Source organism: Dyella mobilis (genome assembly GCF_016904945.1).
Lineage (GTDB): Bacteria > Pseudomonadota > Gammaproteobacteria > Xanthomonadales > Rhodanobacteraceae > Dyella_B > Dyella_B mobilis.
Genome location: NZ_JADIKF010000035.1, coordinates 211517 through 235903, shown reverse-complemented (window position 1 = coordinate 235903; position 24387 = coordinate 211517). Strand labels below are relative to the sequence as shown.

The following is a 24387-nucleotide window of genomic DNA, read 5'->3' as shown; positions in this document are numbered from 1 at the left end:
AGTTATGAATTTCTCCATGCCGATGACTCACGACACGCTGTTCCGAACCCTGGCCGACCCGACCCGTCGCGCCATCTTCGAGCAGTTGTGCCGCGAAGGGGAGCAGACGGTCGGTGCCTTGCAGGCGCAGGCCGGAATCTCGCAGCCCGCCGTTTCCAAGCACCTTGGCGTGCTGAAACAGGCCGGCCTGGTGCGCGATCGCCCCGCCGGCCGCCAGACCCACTACAGCGCACAGCTCGGCGCCCTAGCGCCGCTGGTCGACTGGACCCGCCAAATGACCGGTTTCTGGGAAAACCGGTTCGACCGCCTCGAAGACCTGCTGAAAAGGATGGACCAATGAGCGAGACCGCTACCGAAACGCTTTCCGTCGTCGTAGAACGCGAGATTCCCTTTCCCCAGGAAAAGATCTGGCGCGCGCTGACCCAACCGCACCTGATCGAAGAGTGGCTGATGAAGAGCGACTTCATGCCCCAGGTGGATCATCGTTTCAGCTTCCGTGGCGAATGGGGCTCGGTCGATTGCCAGGTGCTGGTGGTCGAGCCGAATAAAACGCTGTCCTACACCTGGGCGGCGCTCGGCCTGGAAAGCGTGGTGACCTGGACGCTGACCGCCGCGGGCAAGGGAACGCACCTGCGCATGGAGCAAATAGGCTTCCGGCCGGATCAGCAGCAAGCCTACCAAGGCGCGAAGTACGGCTGGCAGAAGTTCTTTGCGGCACTGGAACAGGTGCTGGCCAAGCCGGACTGATATTCATCGCAGATGTTGCGTCAGTGCCGCCGTGCTTTGCATGGCGGCACTGAACCGGACACACTGAATTTTCATACAGGCAGTCGGGAGGCACGCTGTTCTCATGAATCCATCCGAACGTATCGACCAACTGATCGAGTCCATCACCGATTGGCGCGGCCAGACCTTTGCCGAAATCCGCCAATGCATCCTCGACTCCGCGTCCGGCATCGTCGAGGAGTGGAAATGGATGGGCAGCCCGGTGTGGTACCGCGACGGAACCATCATCGCTGTCGCCGACGCGCACAAAGGCAAGGTGAAACTTACTTTTGCCTACGGTGCGAAACTGCCCGATCCCAAGGGACTCTTCAACGCGGGCCTGGAAGGCAATGCGCGGCGTGCCATCGATTTTTTCGAAGGCGACCGGATTGCGCGCACCGCACTCAAGGAGCTCGTTCGCGCCGCGATCGATTACAACCAGAGCAAGTCCAAAAAGAAGGCACCTGCCGCTGCGCGTACCAAGACCGCGCCGCGCAAAAAAACGGCTAACTAGAATCTAGGCGCACTCACGTCGTTTGCGCTTCTTGCCATGCCGACTGCATTCCGGCACACGCGTCGTGCGGCTCGAACGGCCGCACTTCAATCAGCAGTCCGGTTGCCTGTACCAGTTTGCGCGCCCACGCCAGCGCGGCGTCCTGATCGGCGGCGCGGATAATCGTCAGGCCGCCGATATATTCCTTTGTTTCCAGGAACGGTCCGTCGGTGGCGTGCACGCCGCGGCCGTTGGCGCGGAGCACCGTGGCCGTGCTTGGTGCTTCCAGGCCGCCGGAAAAGATCCACGCATCGGCGGCTTTCATCTCCTCGCGCACCGACCTGACCTTGCCCATGATGGCTTCCAGCTCGTCGGGCGGCGGTGCGTCGCCATCGCCGCCGGGATGGTAGATGGCGAGCAGATAGGGCTTCATGGCGATCCTCTCCCGGTGACATTGGCGAAGCCCCAATGGGCTTCTGTTTGCGAACGAATGGGACCCTGACGAATCGACAGCCCGGCCGGCCGTGGCGTCCGCCTGGGCGCGGGGCGGCACCCAAAATGGGCCATCCCGCTTTTTTATGTGGCTTTTATCGAAAAGGCCGGGCAACATCGCTGAGTTTGCCGCCTTGCGGGGCGAGCCGCGCCTTCGGGCCGGTCACCATGTCGGAGGGGTGGGTTCAGGGGTCCCCTCAAGTTGCCGATATCTGTTCACATGAGCCTAGTTACGCGCACCAGCTTCCCATCCAACCTGTTCGGCGCCTTGGTCGCCGCGGTCACGCATGCGCATACGCTCGAAGGCTTGACCCGTCCGCTTCTGGAGCTTTTACAGAGGGTTACAGGATTGGAGTCGACCTACCTGACCCGGCTTGACGCGGCGGAAGGCACGCTTTGCGTGCTGTACGCCCGCAACACCGATCGGTTGAGCATTCCCGAAGGCCTGTCCACCCCTTGGGAGGCCACCCTTTGCAAGCGCGCACTGGATGAGGCGCGGTTCTACACCGACGATGTCGGCGGGCATTGGGGCGACTGCGAAGTTGCACGCGCGCTGGGGGTGGTGACTTATCTCAGCGCTCCGGTCCGCGGCAAAGGCGGCGAACTTTTCGGCACGCTGTGTGCCGCGAGCGATGAGCGCAAACCGCTGCCTGACGCGGCCACGCACGTGCTGGGCCTGTTCGCCTACCTGATCAGCCAGCAGGTCGATCGCGAACGCTTGCTGGCAGCGCTGCATCAAGCAAACCAGTCGCTCGCCTCCACCGCCTTGACCGATGCGATCACGCAACTGCCCAATCGACGGGCCTTGCTGGACGACATGCAGCAGCGCCTTGCCAGCCTGCCGGAAGACCAGGCCCTGATCGTGGCCTTTATCGACCTGGATGAGTTCAAGCCGATCAACGATCGCTTCGGTCACGAAGCCGGCGACCAGTTCCTGCAAACGGTGGCAAAGCGGTTGCGCCGAATGCTGCGCGACGGCGACGTGGCTGCCCGCATGGGCGGCGACGAATTCGTGGTGCTCGCGGTCGAGCAGCGTGCGAAAGCCGACGAAGCGGCTGCCGCCTTGTCCCGTCGCCTGGAAAGCGCCACGCGCGGGCGCTTCAAACTGGATGCGGCGCTTGTCGACTACGAGGGCGCCAGTGTCGGCGTGGTCGTGGCCGAACCCGGTTGCTCCAATGCTCAAGCACTGCTGAACAGGGCGGATGCCGCGATGGAAGCCATCAAGCAGACGCGCAAGCACACCAGCGCCTTGCCGACGGTGCCGGCGGTCAGAACCATCATCACGCGCTACGAGTGGCCGGTCATCGACTAAGGCGCGACGCTCGTCACAGGGGAGCCGCTTTCGCTTGCATCCCTATTTAGATCGTGACAAATTGACTCTCCGACGTGCTGCCAAAGCACCGTAGAAGCGCCGCCGGGGAGGGCAGCCATGGATATCCTGGGTTGGATTCGCGATCAGCTGGCAGGCTTTTTCAGCCTCGGGCCATTGCTGGATATGTGCGCCTCGGGCGATTACGGCAAGCTGCTTACGGTCGACGGCTTCGGCAGCCTGCTCGCTCCCGTCATTCCGCTGCTGCTGGTCTTCGAGCTGGTGCGCGGCACGTTGTTGCGCCGAAGCCGGCGCGTGGAATACCAGGTGCCACTGCTGGTGATGGTGCTGAACCGCTTCATCGGCGCCTTTCTTTCCATCGCCATGATCGGCCTGTGCATCGGCCTGTTCAATCGCTTCGCTCCGTTCCAGGCGGGGCTCACCTGGTACGGGTTGTTGTATGGCTACGTGGTGTGGGAACTGGCGCATTTCGTGTATCACTTTCTGGCGCACAAGGTGCGCCTGCTGTGGTGCCTGCATTCGACTCACCACGCCCCCGTGGCGATGAATCTGTCCGTGGTCTATGCGCACATCTTTCTCGAAGCCACCTATGCCGACGTCGTGCGCACGAGCATCTGCATGCTGCTGGGAGTGAGTCCGCCGCTCCTGGTCCTGATCATGATCATCGACGGCTTTTGGGGCAGCTTCATTCATCTCGGCGAGAACGTATTGCGGGAAGGCAAGCTTGGCGTGCTGTATCGCCTGGTGCTGACGCCCTCGCATCATCGCGTTCACCATGCACGCAACGTGCTCTACATGGATACGAACTTCTGCAACCTGCTGCCGATCTGGGATCGCGTTTTCGGCACCTACGAGGAGGTGCGCGAAGACGCTCCGATTGAATACGGCATCACCCGGCCGGTAAAACCTTACAGCGTACTCGATGCCTACCTGGGCGAATTCTGGCTGCTTGGCAAGGATGTGTGGCACGCGCCGGGCTTGCGCAACAAACTGCTGTACCTGGTCATGCCGCCAGGGTGGAGCCACGATGGCAATCATCACACGGCCAAAGTGGCCAAGCAGATGCTGCGCGTCGAGCAGGCATCCGAAGTGCATGCAGAAGCGGGTACGTGAAAGGCTTTGAAGCGATGCGATCCACGTGCGCAAGCCGTCACTTCAGATATCGGGCCAGCCACTCTTCCCAGCGCCGGTAGACATCGCTCGTGCGCACGATGTCGTGGGGAAAATGCGTGTCGGCAGGGTAAGCGTAGAACTCCACTGGCACGCCGTTGTCGCGCAAGGCGTGATACCACTCGTAACTGTTGACCAGCGGCACGTCCGGGTCGCCGACGTCGCCGAGAATGAGCGTGGGCGCTTTCACGTTGCGGGCATACGCAATAGGCGATTGCGTGCGCCAGATATCCCAGTATTTGTCTACCCAGGGTGATCCGCCGAAGTAGAAAATGTCGCCTTGCTGGTAATAGGAGATGGTGTAATCCATCACCCAGTCGGTAAGCGGCGCGCCGGCGACAGCCGCTTTCCAGGTGTCGTAATGGCTGGTCAGCCAGGCCACCATGAATCCGCCATAGGACCAGCCGCTGACGCCAACGCGTTGCTGATCGACGAAACCGAGCCGTTCCACCGCGGCCAGCCCGGCCATCACATCCTTGCCGGGGCCGTCGGCGGTATCGCGAAAAATCGCATGCTGGTAGGCATCGCCAAGATTCGTGCTGCCGCGGTAATTGGGCTGGAAAACGGCGATGCCCTGCGCGGCCAGCCATTGCGGCAAGAATGCGAATGCCACCGACGACGCTTCTTGGGGGCCGCCGTGGATGACCAGCGCAAGCGGATATTTTTCGCCATCGCGGTAACCTGCCGGATAAGTGAGCACGCCGTCTTCCTGGAACCCGTCGGTGCTTTTCCAGTCGATGGATGTGGTGCGCGAGAGCGCGACGCCATCGACAAACGCATTGATATCGGTGAGCCGGCGTGGCTTGGCCGTTGCCGATGTCATGAGGTACAACTCGTCGGGATGGACGGCCGTACTGCCGACGAAGGCGATGGCTCCTTGCCGGGATACCGATATCTCCGGATGCGCGACAACATCGCCCAGGTCGAGTTTCTGCGCCTTGCCTGCCAGCGGCTGTCGCCACAGCGACGCCGTCGTGCCATCCGCTCCTTCCAGTAAAAGTGCGCTGCCGCCGGGCAGCCATGCATAGCGTTGAATGTTGCGTGCCAGATCCTGAGTGACATCGCGGATCGCGCCGTGCTCGGCAACGTAGACCGCATTGCCGTTGTTCTGGTCGCCACCGCGCGGACGCAAGAAGGCGAGGGCATCGCTGTCGGGCGCATAAGTGGGATCCATGCTGCCTTGATCCGATACCAGCACCGCAGACGCGCTGCCTCCGGGCGCCACCTGGGCAATCACGGATTTGAACGATGTGCCCCAATACGGATCCGGAAACTGCGCGAAGGCAATGCTTTGTCCGTCGCGGCGCCAGGATGGCGTGGGCGTATCGTCCTGTTGATCCGTGGACAGGCTGCCGGTGCCTTGGGTCAGGCGTTTGGCCGCTCCGCCCTGGCTTGCAACCACCCATAGATTCCAGGGTGCTTGCGCGGCACGCATCAGGAACTGGTTGTGATCCACCTTGAAGGCGTCTCCCTGTTTTTTGCCGGGCTCGAGTTTTGTGGCTTCGTCTTGGGCGATGAATGCCAATTGCTTGCCGTCCGGACTCCAGTCGTACGCATCCACGCCTTGCGCAGCGCTGGTCACACTGACGGCGTCGCCGCCATTCATGGGCAGCACGAAAATCTGCGCCTGCGCGGAATGCGCGTCTTCGGCAATGAAGGCAAGCCTGGAGCCGTCCGGAGACCAGCGCGGCATGGACAGTTGCTTGCGATGCGAGGTCAGTGCACGCCGTGCGCCGGTGCTGGTGTTTACCAGGTCGATTTCCTGCTGTCGCTCGTTGGATGCCAGGTCGGGCACGGAAACGATCACGGCGATCCACTTTCCGTCTGGCGAGATTTGCGGCTCTTTCAGGCTGGTCAGTTTGCTCAGATCGGACAGTTGCAGCGTAGATGGGCTCGCGGCCAAGCCAGGGATCGACACCAGCGCCGCCAGGCTGGCGAACATCGTCGCTGCTGTTCGGCTTATTCGTCGCGGCGACGGGCAGGGCGGTGTCGCAGTCGGCGTGGTGGTGGCGGGAAAACGGCCCATTGAAGTGCGGCGGTGAAGGTCGGCCATCGGTCGGACTCCGGAATCGTTGGAGTGGGGTGCCTGCTGGTTTGACAATTTAAATCGTAAGACAATATTATAATAATAATGCTCTGGCAGTAGGGTGCGGCTATGGGGAGTAGCGGTAGCTCTCGGTCACAGGTTATTGCGCGCAGGCGCCATCGTCCGGTTTTGTCTTCGTCGCAGGCGGCGCTTTCGCCCTGCGTTTCGGCCGGACGTCATCACATCGTTGGCCGATGGCATCGGCTCATTCCATGCGCGCGTGCCCATGCACGCGGCAACTTCAGATCGTATCGAGATCCGGTGAGAAATCACTCGCGGAGGACGTAAATATCGTTTGTTTTGCCTAGAAAGATTAAAAAATGGGAGGTACTCGCATGCACCGCAACAAGTTGGCGGCTTCGTTGGTGGGATTGCTGTTCATTCCGATCGCAGGTGTGAGTCACGCACAGAGCACATCTTCGTCCAATACGTCTTCACCAGGCACGACGTCGCAAGATAACGCTTCAACGGGTTCGCAGAACCTCAATGACCAAAGCCCGCCGTCTTCGGCTCCCAGCGCAAACGGCGCCAAGCAGCTGCAGACCGTGATGGTGACGGGCTCGGCGATTCCACGCATCGACCTGGAAACGCCCTCGCCGGTAACCATGATTTCCGCGCAGGACATTCAGCGCAGCGGTTTCAGCACGGTGTCCGATCTGTTGCGTTCGATCTCAGCGGATAACAGCGGCTCCTTGCCCAACTCGTTCCCCGGTGCACTGGCGGTGGGCGCTTCGGGTATCTCGATGCGCGGCCTCACCGTGGATTCGACGCTGGTACTGGTCGACGGCAAGCGCGTGGCGGACTTCGCCGGTGCCGACGACGGCGAACGCTCTTTCGTCGACCTCAATACCTTGCCGCTGGCGGCGGTGGATCACATCGAAGTGCTGAAAGACGGCGCTTCGTCGCTGTACGGCGCCGACGCCATTGCGGGTGTCGTCAATATCATCCTGAAGTCTTCTTACCAGGGCGTCCAGCTGACTGCCGACGTGGGCGATTCCCAGCGTGGCGGCGGTTTTACCAAGAAAGGCACCTTGCTGGCCGGTACCGGCGATTTGAACAAGGACGGTTACAACCTCTATGTCAGCCTCCAGGTGGAAACGGATCAATCGATTCAGGCCATGAGTCGGCCGTTCCCGTTCAACACCAACGACCTGTCCTCGATCGGCGGCACCAATCCCAACGTGCCGTCCAGCAACGGCTCCATTTACGGCGCGGTGCGGCCAGCCACCATCAGCAACGGCGACATTCTCACCGGTCTGCCCACCGCCGACGGCGTGTGGCAACCGCTGCGGCCCTGCGGCTCGAATTCGACCCTGGTCACCAACGATCCCAATAATCCCGGCGCCTATTGTTCGCAGAACATCTCCGGCCAATACAGCGAGGTTCAACCGAAGTCGAATCAGTTCGGCTTGTATAGCCGCCTGACCTTCAAGATCAACGACAGCACCAAGGCCTATGTCTCGGCGAGCATGTCCCAGTATCAGTCCTGGGCGCAGGAAGGCAGCCTGGCGCAGATTCAAAGCACCACGCCGACCAATACCACCGGCATCGTGCTGCCGTGGCAACTGGCCAACGGCCAGCTCAATCCCAACGATCCGTTCGCCGCGCAGCAACAGGATGCGCTGATCAGCTATGCCTTCCAGGGCCTGCCGCAGATGCAGAACACCAGCAACCACAATGCGCGTCTGGTCGGCGATATCTCCGGCACGCTCGCCGGCTGGAACTACGATGCCTCCCTGTCGCTCAATCACACCTGGTTGAGCACCGAGGCGCTTGGCTATCTGAACTACAACGCGCTGTACAACGCGGTCGTCAACGGCACCTACAACTTCGTCAATCCTGGCGCCAACAGCCAGGCCGAATTGAATTCGCTGGCGCCGCCGCTCAACACCTTGGCCACCTCGGACCTGCATGCGCTGGACCTTTCTGCCAACCACGAGCTGTGGGATCTTCCCGGCGGCACGTCTGCCTTGGCCTTGGGCGGGCAGTTCCGCTACGAAGCGCAGAACTACCCTGAAATCAATCCCAACAACGAATACCAGAACCGCAACGTCGTACAGGCTGCAGGGCACCGCACCGTGGCGGGCGTGTATTTCGAGTTCGACGCGCCGATCCTGGAATCGTTGGAAGCCGATCTCTCCGGTCGATTCGATCACTACTCCGACGTGGGCAATAATTTCTCGCCCAAGCTCGGCCTGAAATGGAAGCCGCTGGACTGGCTGGCGCTGCGTGGCACGTATTCGAAAGGTTTTCGCGCACCGAGCTTCTTCCAATTGGGCGATTCGCTGTCCTACGGAGGAACGCCTTACACGCCGCCGGCTTCCTATATCGCGGCGCATGGCGACGATAGCTACGTGCAGCACACTGGAGTAGGCGAACTCAGTGTCGGCAGCCCCGTTCTGAAACCGGAAAAGTCCACCAGCATCACGTTCGGCGTGGTGTTGCAGCCCACGAGCTGGCTCAGCGCTTCGCTCGATTACTACCAGATCAAGAAAACCAGCGTGATTTCCGACCCCAATTGGGGCCTGGCCATCAACAACTATTTTTCCGGTCTGACGCTTCCCGCCGGCTTTACCGTGACGCCGAATCGGCCGGACCCGAATTATCCGGACATGATGCCCACGCCGGCGGTGCTTACTGCGCCCTACGTCAACGCGAACTGGCTGAAGACCAACGGCGTCGACCTGGATCTGCAGACCCACGTGAAGTTCGACAACGGCATTCAGTGGGAAAGCGATCTCAGCGGCACCGAAATCTTCAACTGGGAGCAGTCGTACGGCCCCGGGCAGGTGTACCAGTTCGTGGGGTATCAGGCGCCTTATGTGCTGTCCGCCGGCACGGGCACGCCGCGTCTGCGCGGAGCCTGGTCCAATACGCTGATCTACGGCCCCGCTACGGTGACGATGACGGCGCGCTACACCAGCGGCATGCTGATGGTGTCGCAGGATGTCGGCGTGCTGCCCGTTCCAGGCTCCTGCCTGTCGACCAATCCGGACGGCCTGCCGTTCCCCAACAGTTGCTGGACGGGTTCCTTCACCGATGTGGATCTGACCGGCAGCTACGACATCAACCGGCACGTTACGGTGACCGCGTCGATCTTCAATCTGTTCAACCGGCTGCCGCCGTTCGATCCGGCCAACTACGCGGGGCTCAACTACAACCCAGGCTTCGCGCAGTCGGGCATCGTCGGTCGCTTCTTCAATCTTGGCGTGAAGGTGAAGTTCTAGCTCATTAGGCGACGAGGGAATCGCAAGGTGCCTTGATCGCATCAAGGCACCTTCAGCGTTTTGCGACGCCGATGCGCTCTTTGAGCAGCAGATCGACGACGGCGCGCGATGCGGCACTTCGATATGCATCCTTGCGCTGCAGCAGGACCGCCGTGCGCTTGAGCAAGCCGGGATTGAGCGCCACGGCGCAAAGGTCCGGATGCTGCCGTGCGATGGCCGCCGGCAGCAGCGTGGACAGGGTCGTACGCCGAACGATTTCCACCACCATGCCGACGGAATTGGCTTCGATGGCGACACGCGGATGCACGAGGTGCTGCCGGCAGTAGCGATCGATCTGCTCGCGCGTGGCAAATTCCCCGGAAAGCAGCACCAGGGACTCGTCGTTGAGAGCGCGCAAGCCGATGGTCTTCTTGCCGCTGCTGGGGTGCGATTTGCCCACCACCAGCGCCAGCGTTTCCTCGAACAGCGGTTGCGCCTGGATGTCGGCGGAGCGTGCCTCGTCGAAACCGATGCCCACATCGAGCCGGTCGTCGCTCAGAATCTCCTCCAGGCGATCCTGCGGCATTTCCTTCATCGCCAGGGTGACGCCGCCATGACGTCGGTGAAAGGCTTCGGCCAGCGGACCGGCCAGGTAGTAAGTAAACGTGGGTGTCATGCCGATACGAAGCTCGCCCCGGCTCAGATCCTGCACGTCGTGCAGGGCCCGCTTGCCCGCGTCCAGGTCCAGCAATGCGCGCCGCGCGTGCAGCGTGTATTCCTTGCCCGCGTCCGTGAGGCGCACCTGCCTGCCGGTGCGGTCGAACAGGGTCGCGCCGAGCGACTCTTCGAGCTGCCGGATCTGTTGCGAAAGCGCGGGCTGGGAAACGTGCAGCGCCGCCGCCGCGCGAGTGAAGCCGCCGTGTTCGACGACGGCGAGGAAATACTTGATGTGGCGCAGAAGCATGGCTGCAGACCCATAAGCAATACCAATGGGAACCATAATAAACCAGTCTTTTACCTTACGGATGGCCAGGCGTACCTTGTGCTCCAACGGTTCCACATTGCAGAGGTAGCCCCATGGATTTCGTAAAACGCACCATCGACCTGGCCATGAAAAACGTAGAGGAGGGCGGCCGTCCCTTCGCCACGGTGATCGTTCGCGATGGCGAAGTGGTCGCCGAGAGCCCCAACAAGGTGGCCCAGACCGGCGACCCGACCGCGCATGCGGAGATCCTGGCGATTCGCGAGGCCTGCCGGAAACTGGGTACCGAGCACCTGACCGATTGCGATATCTACATCCTGGCCAGCCCGTGCCCGATGTGCCTGGGGTCGATGTATTACTGCAGTCCACGCCAGGTTATCTACGTGACGACGCGCGAAGACTACGCGCCTTACTATCGCGACGATCGCAAATATTTCGAGCTGGATACGTTTTACGCGGAATTCAGCAAGCCGATCGAAGAGCGTCGCTTGCCCATGTTGCGGCAAAGGGACGATGCGGCCATCGAGGTATATCGACGCTGGCAGCAACTCAACGCCAAGCAGGCCTAGGGGGCAGCGCGAGCGTTTTCCTGTTGAAGCTTGCGAAAGCTTGACGGTGTTCGTCGCGAGTTTTGCAGCGCAATCGGCCCCTGTTCCGTTACGCGAGTTAAGGCGGTCAATGAAAAATTTGACGCGAAATTACCGTCGATCGTGCAGATACTGATCCCTCAATGGTTGATGAGGGCTGTTGCCGCCGCCGTGCGGCGAAAGACGCGATGAAAACCGATGTGAAAGTGATCAGTGTCAAAATGATGTCGCGACGCGGCGACAACCGCGTCCGAGTGTGATAGCCGATGTTGAAGATTCTGCTTTTGATCGTTCTTGCGGCAGGGCTTTTGTACGAGGTGTTTGCGGAGCTGGCGTCTTTGTCGCTGTGGTCGGGCGCGTAGCGCTTCGTGTTTCAGGAAGGCGCGGGCGGGTGCGTCTTGTACAGCATCAGGCTGCGCCCTTCCAATGTCGTCTTCGCCCGATCGGCAGACCCCGATTTGCGCGTCCCGGAAACGCTGCTGAGCAATAGCCGCCATTCGGAACGCGGCGGCAGCTTCGGCAGCACGAACGTCGCCGCCTCGTGGTGTGCGTTGATCAGTAGCAGCAAGGTACTTTCCACGCCGGGCTTTTTCACGCCGCTGGGGTTGGCGCGTCCGTCCAGCAGCATGCCCAGGCAGCGCGATTGCGGATCGTTCCAGCGCTCTTCGGTGAATTCCTCGCCATCCGGCGTCAGCCAGGTCACATCCTTGATGCCGGAGTCTTCGTCGATGGTGCCGTGCAGGAATCGATTTCGCCGCAACAGTGCGTGATGGGAGCGAAGGCGGGTGAGTCGGCGCACAAAATCGGTCAGCGAGCGATAGTCCACGGCCGATTGCCAATCCAGCCAGGTGATCTCGTTGTCCTGGCAATAGGCGTTGTTGTTGCCACCCTGGCTTTGCGCGAATTCATCGCCGGCCAATAGCATCGGTGTTCCCTGGGCCAGCAGCACGCTGGCGAGCAGGTTGCGCATCTGCCGGTTGCGCAGCAGCAGGATGTCGGGGGCGTCGGTGGCGCCTTCCGCGCCGTGGTTCCAGCTGAGGTTGTTGCTGGAGCCGTCGCGGTTTTCTTCGCCGTTGGTTTCGTTGTGCTTGTCGTTGTAGCTCACCAGGTCGCGCAAGGTGAAGCCGTCGTGCGCGGTGACGAAGTTGATCGAGGCATAAGGCCGCCGCCCGCGCTGGTCGAAAATGTCGGCCGAGCCGGTCAGCCGCGTGGCGAAGTCGGCCAGCGAACCTTCGTCGCCGCGCCAGAACGCCCGCGTCGCATTGCGAAAACGATCGTTCCACTCGGCCCAACCCGGCGAAAATTTTCCGGATTGATAACCGCCCGGCCCGATATCCCACGGCTCGGCAATCAGCTTGACCCTGCCCAGCACCGGATCCTGCCGGCAGGCATCGAGGAATCCGCCGCTCTGGTCGAAGCCGTGGGATTCGCGGCCGAGGATGGTTGCCAGGTCGAAACGGAAGCCGTCCACGCGCATCTCCGTTGCCCAGTAGCGCAGGGAATCCATCACGGTTTGCAGTACCCGCGAGTGGCTTAGATCGAGCGTGTTGCCGGTGCCGGTATCGTTGACGTAAAGCCGCGGGTTTTCGGCGAGCCGGTAGTAGGTCGCGTTGTCGATGCCGCGCAGGGAGAGCGTCGGGCCCAGGTGGTTGCCTTCGGCAGTGTGGTTGTAAACCACGTCGAGGATCACCTCCAGCCCCGCTTCGTGAAAGTGCGCCACCATTTCCTTGAATTCGGCGACGGTGTTGGTGGCCATGTAACGCGCATGCGGCGCGAAGAAGCCGAGCGTGTTGTATCCCCAATAATCGCGCAAGCCCACGTCGAACAGATGCTTTTCGTCGATAAAGGCATGCACCGGAAGCAGCTCCACCGAGCTCACGCCCAGCGAGCGGATGTAGTCGACGACTTCCTGGTGGGCCATGCCGGCAAAGGTGCCGCGAAGTGCGTCCGGCACGTTTGGATGCAGCACCGTGTAGCCGCGCACGTGGGCTTCATAAAGAATGGTGCGATCCCAAGGCACGCCGGGCCAGTAATGATTGCCCCAGGTGAAGGCCGAATCGATCACGCGCGATTTGGGCATGAACGGTGCGCTGTCGCGCTCGTCATAGCTGAGGTCGTCGTCGGGATGGCCGATGGTGTATCCGAACAAGGCATCGTTCCATTCCAGCTGGCCCACGATCTGCTTCGCGTAAGGATCGAGCAGGAGCTTGTTCGGGTTGAAGCGGTGTCCAGCCTCGGGCTCGTAGGGGCCGTGCACGCGATAGCCGTAGAGCTGCCCGGGGCGCGCATCGGGCAGGTAGCCATGCCACACCTCGTCGGTATATTCGGGCAACGTGACGCGCTCGGTTTCTTTGCAGTCCTCATCGAACAGGCACAGTTCCACCCGGGTGGCATGTGCCGAAAACAGCGCAAAATTCACGCCCAGGCCATCCCAGGTGGCGCCCAGCGGAAAGGGCAGGCCTTCCTTGAGCGTGGATGCGTGTGTGGTGGGTCCGGTTTGGCGAGCTGCGCGCATGGGTTTGGTCATCGGTTACGGGTTGTGCTTGGGAGGAACGGACGGCTTCTCATCGGCGGGCTTTTTCAACGCGGCCTGGCGTTCTTCGGCCTGCACCAGCTTTTCCGCCATTTGCCAGTGGCGGCGCGCCTGGCCGGTCGGGCGTCCTTCCGACTCCCAGATGCGATGGGCGATTTCGCTGATCCGGCGTTGCCGCTCAGCCGGGGAGTGCAAGAGACTCATCGGCTTGACTCGAAGGAATCAGTACGGCCACCGGCCAATCGAAAAACAGGTCGCCGGCTCGCCAACCCCACGCCTTTACGGCGTGCTGCCGGCTGGTGAACACATCGACAAAGGTGCCGGCAGGATCGTTGCCGAAAGCCTCGATGCGCGTATCCAGCCAGAAGCCGGGATCGGCCATGGGGCGTTCCGACGGGTCCAGGTGGTTTGAGCACAGGCGAGGTACTGCCACGAACAACTGCCGATGGCCGAGTTTGCGCGCGAAGGCGACAACGTGCTGCTTGTGCGATCCGGCCGCCGGAATCGGCTGGTATGTACCTTCGGCAAACAGGCCCGGCCACGCCTTGCGCAATTGCAGCAAGCGATAGATGAGATGCTGCTTGATGGCGCCGTCGCGGTAATGCTTCAGCAGTGCGCTGAAATCCGGCGTCTGCTTCAGCGTTTGCGCGCGTGTGTGGTAATCGACGGCGCGTCGGTTGTCCGGATCGACCAGCGACTGGTCCCAATATTCGGTGCCCTGGTACAGGTCGGGAACGCCTGGCGCCGTGAAATGGAGCGTTGCGCAGACCAGCCCATTCAGTGCACCTGCCGCATCGAGCCGGTGCGCGGCACGGCACAGGTCGTTGCGCACGGATGCGTAGCCGGCACCGCGTAGCAGATCGTCGACCAGCAGGTCGCAGGCCCCCTCGTAATCCGCGTCCGGCGCGGTCCAGTGCGTATGCAGCTTGGCCTCGCGTTCCGACTTGCGCAGCCACGCCTTGATGCGCTGGGCGAACGACAACGTGCCGGCCGCATCGTCTGCGCGCAGGTCCAGCGGCCAGGCGGCCAGCAAGGTTTGCAGCAGCATCCACAAGGTGAAGGAAAAAGGTTGGGCGCGGCTGCCGAATGCTTTGGACAGGGTGTTGAAGTCCTCGAGAAAAGCCTGCGGCCGCTCGCCAAGCGCGGCCAGCCTGGCGCGTGTGTCCTCCCCTCGCTTGTGATCGTGCGTGGCCGTGGCCAGGAGCCAGCGCGGCCAGCGCAGCGCACGCTCGTGGGCGGCCGCATGAAAACTCTCCGGCTCCGGCGCTGCCGGCGCGGGCGCGCTGCCGACTTCATTGCGCGAAAGCAGCACGCCGTGCCGGTAGAACGCCGTATCCTCCACGGCCTTGGCGTTGAGCGCGCTGGACAGTTGTTCAAAGCTGTAACGCGATGCCTCAAGAAATCGCGTCTGGCCCGGTGTAGGCGTATTTTCAGCGGTAAACAGCAGATGGCGCTTGATCGTGGCACGCGTGGACTCGTCGTCCGGCGGCGCATCTTTTTCAGCCCGCGCAAAGGCACGGTCGAGCACTTGCCGGTCCGTTGCGGTGATCGTGTCGTCGCCGAGGTAGCTGCGGTACACCGGCATCTCCGCCAGCACATCGTGCAGTGCATCGCGCACCGTATCCGCAGCCCGGGGCACTCCCTCCGCATCCCGGTCGTCATCAAGCGCCGTGGCCAGTTCGCGAAAGCGCCGCGTACAGCGCGAAAGTTCGGCTGCGAGCGAAGTGCTGAGCACGTACTGCCGGGCGGTGAGTTCTTCCTGCGCAAAATCGGCAGGGCGGCCGATCAGCGTGGACCATGCATCGCAGAGTTCGGCATAACCAATCGGGTCGTGTAACAGCGAACCAAGCTGTTGCATGAAGTCGTAACCGGTGGTGCCATCCACCGGCCAGTCATCGGGCAATTTTTCGCCCGCAGCGAGGATTTTTTCCACGTGCAGGGTGACGTGTCGTTGCAGGTCCCGCTGCGAACACTGATCCACGCGTTCCCGCAGGCGGCGCAGGTAGTGTCCCGGCTGGGCCAGTCCGTCGATGTGGTCGATGCGCAAGCCGTCGATCGAACCGTTCTCGATCAGGCGCAAGGGCAGGGCGTGCACCGCATCGAAAACCTCGTCGCGTTCCATGCGCAAGCCGGCGAGGGAATGAATGTCGAAGAAGCGGCGATAGTTGAGCTGCTGGCCGCTGTCACGCCAGCGGCCCAGGTGGTAATGCTGCAGGTCAAGGAATTCCCGTATCAGGCCGGTGTCCGCATTGATAGCCGATATCGCCTGGTCGAGGGAGGCCTGATTCGGCTCGTCCTGCACGTGCAGCCTGACGGCGTCGAACAACCGGCCGCCGGCAGCAAGCGGAAGTTCGATGCCTGCGTGCTCGAACAGCCATTGCAGGCTGCGTTCGGAAACAGGCAACGCGTCTTCGTCCAACCAAAGGCCCAGGCCGACGCCGCCGGTGTGTCGCGCGAGTACGCAACGCCGGTTTTCCAGGGCCTGCTCCAGCGGCACATCCAGCCATGGCAGCCACAACTTCCCTTCGGCTTCCGGCGCGTTCCACTCGATGTCGAAGTAGCCGGCATAGGTGCCGGCCTCGCCGTGTGCCAGCACGTCGTTCCACCATAGATTGGCGAGATCGGCGGCCAGGTGATTGGGGACGATGTCCAGGATCGCGCCCATGTCGTGGGCATGTAGCTGATCGACCAAGGCGGCCAGCCCGGCCTCGCCACCGAGTTCGGGATTGACGATTGCCGGATCGATCACGTCGTAGCCGTGGGTCGAGCCCGGGCGCGCCATGGCGATCGGCGACAGATAAATGTGCGAAAGGCCGAGCGCCGCGAAGTACGGCACCTCGGCGGCTGCGGCGGCGAAGTCGAAGTCGCGGTTCAGTTGCAGGCGCACGGTGGCGCGCAGGACCGTCATGAGGTCCGCGCTCCAGGCTGCCGCTGGTCGATGCGATGCAGTACCGACTGCAGGGTTTGCTCGCTCGCCGCCGGCAGGCGATGGCGCCAGTTCGGGTAACCGTGCACGGTGCCGGGGAGATTGGGCTGTTCACTGCGGCCAAGCACGTCTTCAATGGGAATCAGTGCCAGTTGTGCCGGTGTGTCGAGCACGTAATCCATGCACACCTGGTTGCCGAGTCCAGGTATTCCCGTAGTGCGTTGCTGCTGCCATTGCAACAGTGCGAGATCGAGCTTTTCCACGCTGGACTGGCGCTCCTTCTGCCGGTCCAGTCGCAGGCTGTCCGGCCAGCCTTGTACGCGCGCGCGCTGTTCGATGTCGAGCGCGGCACGCCAGCCAAGCAGAGGGGGAAGGTCGTGGGTGGTTGTCGTGGCGACCGCCTGTTGCCGCCATTGCGAAGGTGGCAGGAAGTCGCCCTCGGCGTTACGCATGAACAACAATACGTCGGTGCCGAGCACGCCGCGTGCGGCCAGCGTATCGCGCAAGCCTGCGGGAATGGTGCCGAGGTCCTCGCCGATCACCACGCACTGGTTGCGCCACGATTCCAGCGCGAGCAGCCGCAACAGGTCTTCGAAGGGATAGCGCAAGTAACCCCCTCTTTGCGCGGCCAGGCCCTGCGGCATCACCCACAAGCGATAAAGGCTGCTTACGTGATCGATGCGCAAGCCGCCGCCGCGGTGCATGTTTGCGCGCAGCAATTCGATGAACGGACGAAAGCCCGATGCTTTCAAGCCCCAGGGCGAGAAGGTGGTGATGCCCCAGGATTGGCCGTCGGCGTTGAAGGCATCCGGCGGTGCGCCCAGCTCCATGCCTTCCAGCAGGCAATCGCGATAAGCCCACGCTTCGCTGCCGGCAGGATCGCAACCGACGGCAAGATCCCAGATCAGGCCGATGTGCTGCCCGGCTTCCAGGGCGATTTGTTGCGTCTTCTGCCAGCAGCGCGCAGCCAGCCATTGCGCGAAGATTTCAAAGGCCTGCTCGGCGCGGAAGGCTTCGGGAATGGCACTGGCGGACATCGATTGCGGATCATTGAGCTGCGCCGTGCGCAACACCTCGCGCGCGACCATTCTTGCGTGCGTGCGCAAGAGTTCGCCGCCGCGGGTGGCAAACATCTCGAGGTCGTCGTGCAATCCGTGCGGCTCCAGCTCGAAATGCCAATACAACTGTTGCCACAAGATGCGCCGCAATGCGTACGCGACCGGCCAATCCACCAGCGTGGTGTTTTGCGCGCGTTCCCATTCGGCGGCTATCCCGGCCTGCTCAAACGCATCGCGCACAGCCTGCTCGCCCAGTACCTGAGCGGGGTCGGCATAGACCCAGTCGAGAAACTGGCGATGCGAAGGTGTGTAGGGGCTATATGCCGCCGCGGTTCGCTTGACCGCGTGCATTGGACTCATGGCCAGTGCATCGCCGCCGGATCGGCCCACCGAGCGGGCCAGGTCGGCCACGGCGCTGCTGTCGCCGAGCCCGCCATCGCCATCGCGGCGCAACGAATAAACCTGGGTGGCAAGTCCCCAACTGCGCGGCGGATCGGCTGGCATTCGATCCACGACGCCATAGCAACGTGACGGCGCCACCGCCAGTTGCAAGCTGCCGGTTCCATAGTGAAGCTCGTAATAGCCGTAACGATGCGGTGCCTGGAAGCAGCCTTGCTCGTCCACCCGCAACGCGTGCTCGGTACCCGTTTCGTCGCGCAGGATTGCCGGCAACGAATGCCCCGGCGCGAGCGGCAACCGTGCGGTGCCACCCGCGTCGGCCGTCACCATGCTGGACGCGCCAGCCGGGCAGGCGTGGCGGTGGTATGAGCTGCGTGGCCAGGATGACGCGTCGGTCGAGGGCCAGCGCATGGCATCGAGCAGACTTTCGATAGTGCTGCCCGCAAGCTCCTGCGCCGCGCCGTAGGCATCCACCCAATGGGTTTCGATGCCGGCCGCGTGTGCGCGTGCTTCAAGCGTCAAAGTCGTCATCGCGCATCTCGCTTGCCAACACCATGGCAGAGTGGGCGGGCAGGATTTCCTGTCGCCCAGCGGCATCGGGCGGCTCGGACCAGATGATTCGCGCACCGTCGCTGCGATGCCAGGCTACGTCGCGCGGCGATACGTTGAGCGCGATCTCCCAGATGCATCCGTCTGCAAGACGCCATCGCGCAAGCAGGGCGCGTTCGGCCAGCACCGTGGTACCCAGGGAACGACTGAGCGCCAGGCGGCCGCAAAGATGCTCCTTGCGCAGGTACAGCAAATGCTCGAACCAGCGTATCCAGGTGCGTGCCAGCGTAGGGTTTTCAACCCGCGGCACGGAGGCTTCGAACGTGCCTTCGGCATTGGGGTCGGGGATGAGCAGGCGGCTGGCCGGATCGGTGAAGCCGGAAAAATGCGCGAACTCCCGCCGGCGTCCTTCGCGCACCCGTTCGGCCAATTCATCCTGATAATCGGTGAAATAGAAAAACGGCGTGCGGCAACCCCATTCTTCGCCCATGAAGAACAGCGGCACCATCGGGCTTAGCGCTGCCAGCACGGTCACCGCGCGCAGGTCGTCTTCCGCGATCAGGCTGGCAAGCCGCTCGCCCATCGGCCGATTGCCGATCTGATCGTGGTTTTGCAGGAACAGCACGAACGAAGCCGGCGCCAGGTCGCGGCTGGGTTCGCCGCGCCTGATGCCGCGGCGATCGGGTTGTCCCTGGAATACGAAGCCCTCGCTCAGCGCGCAGGCCACGCTGTCGGTGGGATCGGCTTGAAAATCCGCGTAATAGCCCTCGTGCTCGCCGGTGAGCATGACGTGCAGTGCATTGTGTGCGTCGTCGTTCCACTGCGCGTCGTAATCGGCGCGCAGCAAGCCCGCGCGATTGGCTTCGTTCTCGACGATCAGGAACACCTCGCGCCCCGCTGCGCAGGATTTGCGTATCGCGCTGCCCAGTTCGTCGAGAAAGGTCTTCGGCTTGATCGCGTGCACGGCATCGAGGCGCAGTCCGTCGAAGCGGTAGTCATGCAGCCACATCAGCGCGTTGTCGATGAAATAACGGGCGACTTGCGGTTTGCGAAAATCGATGGCCGCGCCCCATGGCGTCTGCAGTTCCGGCCGAAAGAAGAGGGAGGCGTACAACGGCAGGTAATTGCCGACCGGGCCGAAATGGTTGTAGACCACGTCCAGAATCACCGCCAGGCCGAGACGATGGGCTTCGTCGATCATCGCCTTCAAGGAGGCGGGCGTGCCGTAGCTTGCATCCGGCGCATAGGGCAACACGCCGTCGTAGCCCCAGTTGCGTTCGCCTTCGAACGAGCCGATCGGCATCAGTTCGATCGCCGTATAGCCGCAGGCTGCCAGGCGCGGGAGCAATTGGCGCACGCCGTCGAAACCACCCATGGCACCGACGTGCAGCTCGCAGATGATCGCGCGATGCCAGGGCAGGCCTTGCCAATCGCTTTGCTGCCAGAGGTAGTCCGAAGGATCGGCCACCACGCTGGCGCAGTGCACGCCTGCCGGTTGTGCACGCGAGGCCGGATCGGGAATGCGATGTTCGCCGTTGATCAGATAACAGTAGCTGGTGCCGGCCTTGGCCTGGACAATCAGCGTGTAGTTGCCATCGCTGTCGGGAAGCATGGGATGCAGCACGTGGCCGATCACCAGGTCGACCCGTTCGGCATCTGGCGCCCACAGGCAAAATCGCACGTGTACCGCATCGATCACGATGGCGCCATACGTGCTGCCGAGCCCGACGGCGATGTCTTCCGCGCGAGCGATATCCATCAGTGATTGCCCTCCGCCCTCAGGATCAGTGTCGCCAATGGGGGCAGGCACAGGTTGAGCGAGTGCCGATGCCCGCGGCAGGGGATCTGTTCGGTGCAGACTTCGCCGCCATTGCCCACGTTGGAGCCGCCGTAATAGCTGCTGTCGGTGTTGCACAGCTCGCGCCACGGGCCGGCTTCCGGTACCCCGATGCGGTAATCCTTGCGCACCTGCGGCGTGAAATTGCAGACCACCAGCAGCGGTGCCGCTCCTTCGCCTCCGTAGCGGAGAAAGGCGAACACCGAGCTGTGCGTGTCGTCGGCCACCGCCCAGGAAAATCCTTCAGGCTGGTGGTCGCAGCGATGCAGCGCGGGCTCGTGATAAAGCAATCGGTTGAGATCGCTGATCAACCGCTGCACGCCCACGTGCAAGGGGTCTTCAAGCAGATGCCAGTCGAGCGCGCGATCGTGGTGCCACTCGTTCCATTGGGCAAACTCGCTCCCCATGAACAACAGCTTCTTGCCTGGATGGCCCCAGGTGAAGCCGTAGAACGCGCGCAGGTTGGCGAATTTCTGCCAGCGGTCGCCCGGCATGCGTGAAATCAGCGAACCCTTGCCGTGCACCACTTCGTCGTGCGACAGCGGCAGTACGAACTTCTCCGACCACGCATAGACCAGGCTGAAGGTGAGTTCGTCGTGGTGGTAGCGCCGGAACAGCGGATCCCGGCCGATGTAGCCCAGCGCATCGTGCATCCAGCCCATGTTCCATTTGAAGGCGAAGCCAAGGCCGCCTCGTTCGGGTTTTTCCGTAACGCCGGGCCATGCGGTGGATTCTTCCGCCATGACCAGAACGCCCGGGTGCTCCTCGCTGATCAGCTTGTTCAGGTCGCGCAGAAACGTTACGGCTTCGAGGTTTTCGCGACCGCCATGCTCGTTGGGAATCCATTCGCCCTCGGCCCGGCTGTAGTCGCGATAAAGCATGCTGGCGACGGCGTCCACGCGAAGACCATCCACGTGAAAGCGATCGATCCACGCCAAAGCGCTACCGATCAGATACTGGCGCACTTCCGTCCGCCCGTAGTTGTAGATCAGGGTGTGCCAATCCTGGTGGTAGCCTTCGCGCGGATCGCCATGCTCATACAGGGGCGTACCGTCGAAAGCGCGCAACCCGTGTTCATCGGCTGGGAAGTGCGCGCTGACCCAATCGACGATGACGCCGATACCTGCCACGTGGCACGAATCGACGAAGCGCGCAAACGCATCCGGACTGCCGAGGCGTGCCGTGGGCGCGTACATGGCGGTGGGCTGATAGCCCCACGATCCGCCGAAGGGGTATTCGTTAACTGGCAGAAACTCGATGTGCGTGAAATTCTGATCCTGCACATAGGGAATCAACCGCTTCGCCAGCGCATCCCAATCCAGCCGGCCGCCTTCGTCATCGCGTTGCCACGAGGGTGCATGAACTTCGTAGATGGACAAAGGTGCTGTTTCGAAAGGCAGCGTGCGGCGACGAGCCAGCCACGACCCGTCGTGCCACGCGTGCCACAACGGGGACGCCACCACCGAGGCGGATGCCGGCGGGCACTCGGTCTGCTTGGCGCAGGGATCGGCTTTCAGCGGCAACAACTGGCCATGCTGGCCGAGCAATTCGAATTTGTAGGCCGCGCCGGCTTCCACGTAAGGAATGAAGATTTCCCAGATGCCCGCATCGGCATGCTGGCGCATCACGTGGCGCCTGCCGTCCCAGCGATTGAAGTCGCCGACCACCGACACGCGCCGCGCGTTGGGCGCCCACACCGAAAAATGCACGCCAGCGACATCGCCGACTTCGCACCGCTGCGCCCCCAGCACGCCGGCAAGTTTGTGCAATTGCCCTCGCTGAAAGGCTTGTAGCGTCTCCTCCGATAGCAGGGGTCCGAACCGGTAAGGATCGGCGGTAGTTTCGATGCCCTGCGGCCAACGCAGGCGCAGTCGATAGTCCGCCGGTTTCGCGGCGAGGCGAGCGGCGAACACGCCCTCCGCCAGTCGCCGCGCCGGCACCGGGGCCTCGCTGCCTTTGACGAGAATCTCTACCGACCCTGCACCGTGCGCGACCAGGGCAATCCACCAGTTTCCGTTGCGCTCGTGCAGGCCTAGCCATTCGAACGGCACCAAGCAACGGCCGCGGTCTAGCGCCTCGACAATGTCGGCGGGGAATACCTCTTCGTGCGGGGGCGGCGCACTGACGCGATGGTCGACTGCCACTCTCATGCGGCCGCCTTGTGCGCACACAGCTGGCGATAGAGGCTGGTGTATTGCTGGCCGGAGTGGCTCCAGCCGTGTTTCTCCAGCATCGCCGCGCCGCGCATCGCATCCAGCAGCAACGGCTCGGCGTAAATGCGGAACGCGCGTTGCAAGCAGCTGCGCAGGTCGCAGACCCGCGCGTGTTCGAACAGCAGCCCCGACACGCCGTCCTCGATCGTATCGATCAGCCCGCCGGTAGCGTGAGCAATCGGCAAGCAGCCGTAAGCCTGCGCGTACATCTGGCTGAGTCCGCACGGTTCGTAGCGCGATGGCATCAACAGAAAGTCGGCCCCGGCAAACATGCGGTGGGCAAGGGCTTCGTCGAAGCCGATGTGGGTGGAGACCCGCCCGGGAAAACGCCGCGCCAGCATGCTGGCCATGCGCTCGTACATCGGCTCGCCTCGACCGATCAGTGCGAGCTGTCCGCCGGCGGCGATGATCTGCGGTGCCGCCTCGCAGACCAGGTCCAAACCTTTCTGATGCACCATGCGCGACACGAACACGAACAGTGGGCCGGGAATGGCCTGCAGGCCGAGTTCCTCGCGCAGGTCGGCGGTGTTTTGCCTGCGCTTGTCCCATTGACCGATCGAGAAGGGCGCCGGCAGGGCGGAGTCGTGCAGCGGATTCCAGTCCGGATCGATGCCATTGAGAATGCCGACCAGGCGGCCCTCGTTGCGACGCCGAGCCAACAGCCGGTCCATGCCGCAGCCGTATACGGGGCCGACAATTTGTTGCGCGTAGCTGTCGCTGACCGTAGTGAGGCAGTCCGCGCGCACCATCCCGCCGCGAAGGAACGACACGCTGCCGTGAAAATCCAATTCGGAGGCCTTGTCCGGCAAGCCGATCCGCCGCGCGGCGGATTCCGGAAACACGCCTTGATAGGCAAGGTTGTGGATGGTCAACACGCTCGGCACCGTTTCGTGCCGCCAATCCAGGTAGCAGGCTGCCAATGCGCAGGTCCAGTCGTTGAGATGCAGCAGGTCAGGGCGCCAGGCGAGGTTTGCATGGCCGCTGGCGATATCTGCGGCAACCGATGAAAGCGTTGCAAACCGCACGTCGTTATCTTGCCAACCCTCGCCGTGGGCATCCACGTAGGGCGAGCCTTCGCGGTTGAACAAGGCATCGTTGCAAACCACCAGGATGTGCAAACCATCCTCGGTAACCAGTTCGGCTATGTCGCAGGCCGGCAACACGCCGCGCTTGCGGGTGTGGCCGACCTTCTTCAGGTGCGCTCCCGATGTCAGTACGGCGCGATAGCCGGGAAGCAGTACGCGAATGTCGTGATTCTTCGAGAGTGCGCGCGGCAATGCCGCGGAGACGTCGCCAAGGCCGCCAGCCTTGATGAAATCCTTCATTTCGGAAGTGACGAACAATATTTTTTCAGTCACGTCGTTGTCGGCGACGGCGGGTGCCGTGGTCAACGGTGATGGGTGTTGGCGTTCCGTTTTGCCGCTTTTTGGAGTGGGATTTTGTCGTGGGTCAGGGGTTCTCAACGTGTTGGGGTGATTCATCCAGATATTCCTGTAACGGTTCCGCGTGACGTCCCTACGTCTTCCGGATATGCCGCGATGGCTTATGTGGAAGATAGATTCACGAGCATCAAACTTGTGTACAACTATCGATGCGGTAAAGTGAAAAAAAGCTTGAATTAGCCTTTAATCGATCGTCGCGATCGCGCGATGAGGCGCGCGGGAAGTTTTTGAAGTTTTTTTCTGAATGCGTGCACGTGGCAAAAAAACTTTCCATCTACGTAACTTTTACGATGCAAGGTGCAGTTTTGTAAGCTGGCAT

At 62.4% G+C, this 24387-nt stretch carries 17 protein-coding genes; 7 read left to right on the top strand and 10 right to left on the bottom strand.

Translation table 11 applies throughout. From position 1 onward, the window contains the following. The first annotated feature begins 16 nt into the window (after positions 1-16). The 3 genes from ISS99_RS04925 to ISS99_RS04915 all read left to right on the top strand — a co-directional run bounded on the left by ISS99_RS04925 (position 17) and on the right by ISS99_RS04915 (position 1279). Entirely contained in the window at positions 17-340 is a 324-nt protein-coding gene (locus ISS99_RS04925) for an ArsR/SmtB family transcription factor (RefSeq protein WP_204630472.1), read from the top strand. Further along, positions 337-747 carry an SRPBCC family protein gene (locus ISS99_RS04920; protein ID WP_204630471.1) on the top strand — a complete coding sequence of 137 codons (411 nt, stop codon included), beginning with the start codon at positions 337-339 and terminating at the stop codon, positions 745-747. The genes ISS99_RS04925 and ISS99_RS04920 overlap by 4 nt, the downstream gene beginning before the upstream one ends. A gap of 103 nt (positions 748-850) precedes the next feature. Then, positions 851-1279 (top strand): DUF1801 domain-containing protein, encoded by a 429-nt coding sequence (locus tag ISS99_RS04915; RefSeq protein WP_204630470.1) that lies wholly within the window; start codon positions 851-853, stop codon positions 1277-1279. Positions 1280-1292: 13 nt separating this feature from the next. Here ISS99_RS04915 and ISS99_RS04910 read toward each other — a convergent pair whose 3' ends face one another. Then, positions 1293-1691 carry a YciI family protein gene (locus ISS99_RS04910; RefSeq protein ID WP_204630469.1) on the bottom strand — a complete coding sequence of 133 codons (399 nt, stop codon included), beginning with the start codon at positions 1689-1691 and terminating at the stop codon, positions 1293-1295. Between the two features lie 279 nt (positions 1692-1970). On the opposite strand from ISS99_RS04910, the gene ISS99_RS23465 reads away from it, so the two are divergent. Continuing rightward, complete coding sequence (locus tag ISS99_RS23465; RefSeq protein WP_204630468.1) at positions 1971-3062, top strand: GGDEF domain-containing protein; 1092 nt, start codon at positions 1971-1973, stop codon at positions 3060-3062. 117 nt (positions 3063-3179) lie between these two features. Continuing rightward, positions 3180-4193 (top strand): sterol desaturase family protein, encoded by a 1014-nt coding sequence (locus ISS99_RS04900; RefSeq protein ID WP_204630467.1) that lies wholly within the window; start codon positions 3180-3182, stop codon positions 4191-4193. 37 nt (positions 4194-4230) lie between these two features. Here the strand turns inward: ISS99_RS04900 and ISS99_RS04895 are convergent, their stop codons facing one another. Beyond that, positions 4231-6192: a S9 family peptidase gene (locus ISS99_RS04895; protein ID WP_204630466.1), complete on the bottom strand. Its 1962-nt coding sequence runs from the start codon at positions 6190-6192 to the stop codon at positions 4231-4233. A gap of 479 nt (positions 6193-6671) precedes the next feature. On the opposite strand from ISS99_RS04895, the gene ISS99_RS04890 reads away from it, so the two are divergent. Beyond that, positions 6672-9563: a TonB-dependent receptor gene (locus ISS99_RS04890; protein WP_204630465.1), complete on the top strand. Its 2892-nt coding sequence runs from the start codon at positions 6672-6674 to the stop codon at positions 9561-9563. Positions 9564-9615: 52 nt separating this feature from the next. On the opposite strand, the gene cynR is transcribed toward ISS99_RS04890, so the two are convergent. Then, positions 9616-10506 carry a transcriptional regulator CynR gene (gene cynR, locus ISS99_RS04885; protein ID WP_204630464.1) on the bottom strand — a complete coding sequence of 297 codons (891 nt, stop codon included), beginning with the start codon at positions 10504-10506 and terminating at the stop codon, positions 9616-9618. A gap of 113 nt (positions 10507-10619) precedes the next feature. Here cynR and ISS99_RS04880 point away from each other — a divergent pair, with 113 nt between their 5' ends. Continuing rightward, positions 10620-11093, top strand: coding sequence for a nucleoside deaminase (locus tag ISS99_RS04880; RefSeq protein ID WP_204630463.1), 474 nt, complete (start codon positions 10620-10622; stop codon positions 11091-11093). Positions 11094-11484: 391 nt separating this feature from the next. Here the strand turns inward: ISS99_RS04880 and glgX are convergent, their stop codons facing one another. Genes glgX through glgA form a run of 7 tightly spaced genes read right to left on the bottom strand, consistent with a single transcriptional unit; the run spans position 11485 to position 24107 of the window. Continuing rightward, on the bottom strand, positions 11485-13626 hold the full coding sequence (gene glgX, locus ISS99_RS04875) for a glycogen debranching protein GlgX (RefSeq protein WP_204630462.1): 2142 nt from the start codon (positions 13624-13626) through the stop codon (positions 11485-11487). Positions 13627-13641: 15 nt separating this feature from the next. Continuing rightward, on the bottom strand, positions 13642-13848 hold the full coding sequence (locus ISS99_RS04870) for a DUF2934 domain-containing protein (RefSeq protein ID WP_204630461.1): 207 nt from the start codon (positions 13846-13848) through the stop codon (positions 13642-13644). Further along, complete coding sequence (gene treY, locus ISS99_RS04865; RefSeq protein ID WP_204630460.1) at positions 13823-16552, bottom strand: malto-oligosyltrehalose synthase; 2730 nt, start codon at positions 16550-16552, stop codon at positions 13823-13825. Before treY ends, ISS99_RS04870 begins: the two co-directional genes overlap by 26 nt. Continuing rightward, entirely contained in the window at positions 16549-18558 is a 2010-nt protein-coding gene (malQ, locus tag ISS99_RS04860) for a 4-alpha-glucanotransferase (RefSeq protein WP_204630459.1), read from the bottom strand. The genes treY and malQ overlap by 4 nt, the downstream gene beginning before the upstream one ends. Next, positions 18539-20335: a malto-oligosyltrehalose trehalohydrolase gene (treZ, locus tag ISS99_RS04855; protein WP_204630458.1), complete on the bottom strand. Its 1797-nt coding sequence runs from the start codon at positions 20333-20335 to the stop codon at positions 18539-18541. Before treZ ends, malQ begins: the two co-directional genes overlap by 20 nt. After that, the gene (gene glgB / locus ISS99_RS04850) at positions 20335-22563 is read right to left on the bottom strand and encodes a 1,4-alpha-glucan branching protein GlgB (RefSeq protein WP_204630457.1); all 2229 of its coding nucleotides are present in this window, start codon (positions 22561-22563) and stop codon (positions 20335-20337) included. Before glgB ends, treZ begins: the two co-directional genes overlap by 1 nt. Then, positions 22560-24107 (bottom strand): glycogen synthase GlgA, encoded by a 1548-nt coding sequence (gene glgA / locus ISS99_RS04845; protein WP_204630456.1) that lies wholly within the window; start codon positions 24105-24107, stop codon positions 22560-22562. Before glgA ends, glgB begins: the two co-directional genes overlap by 4 nt. Positions 24108-24387 lie beyond the last annotated feature (280 nt).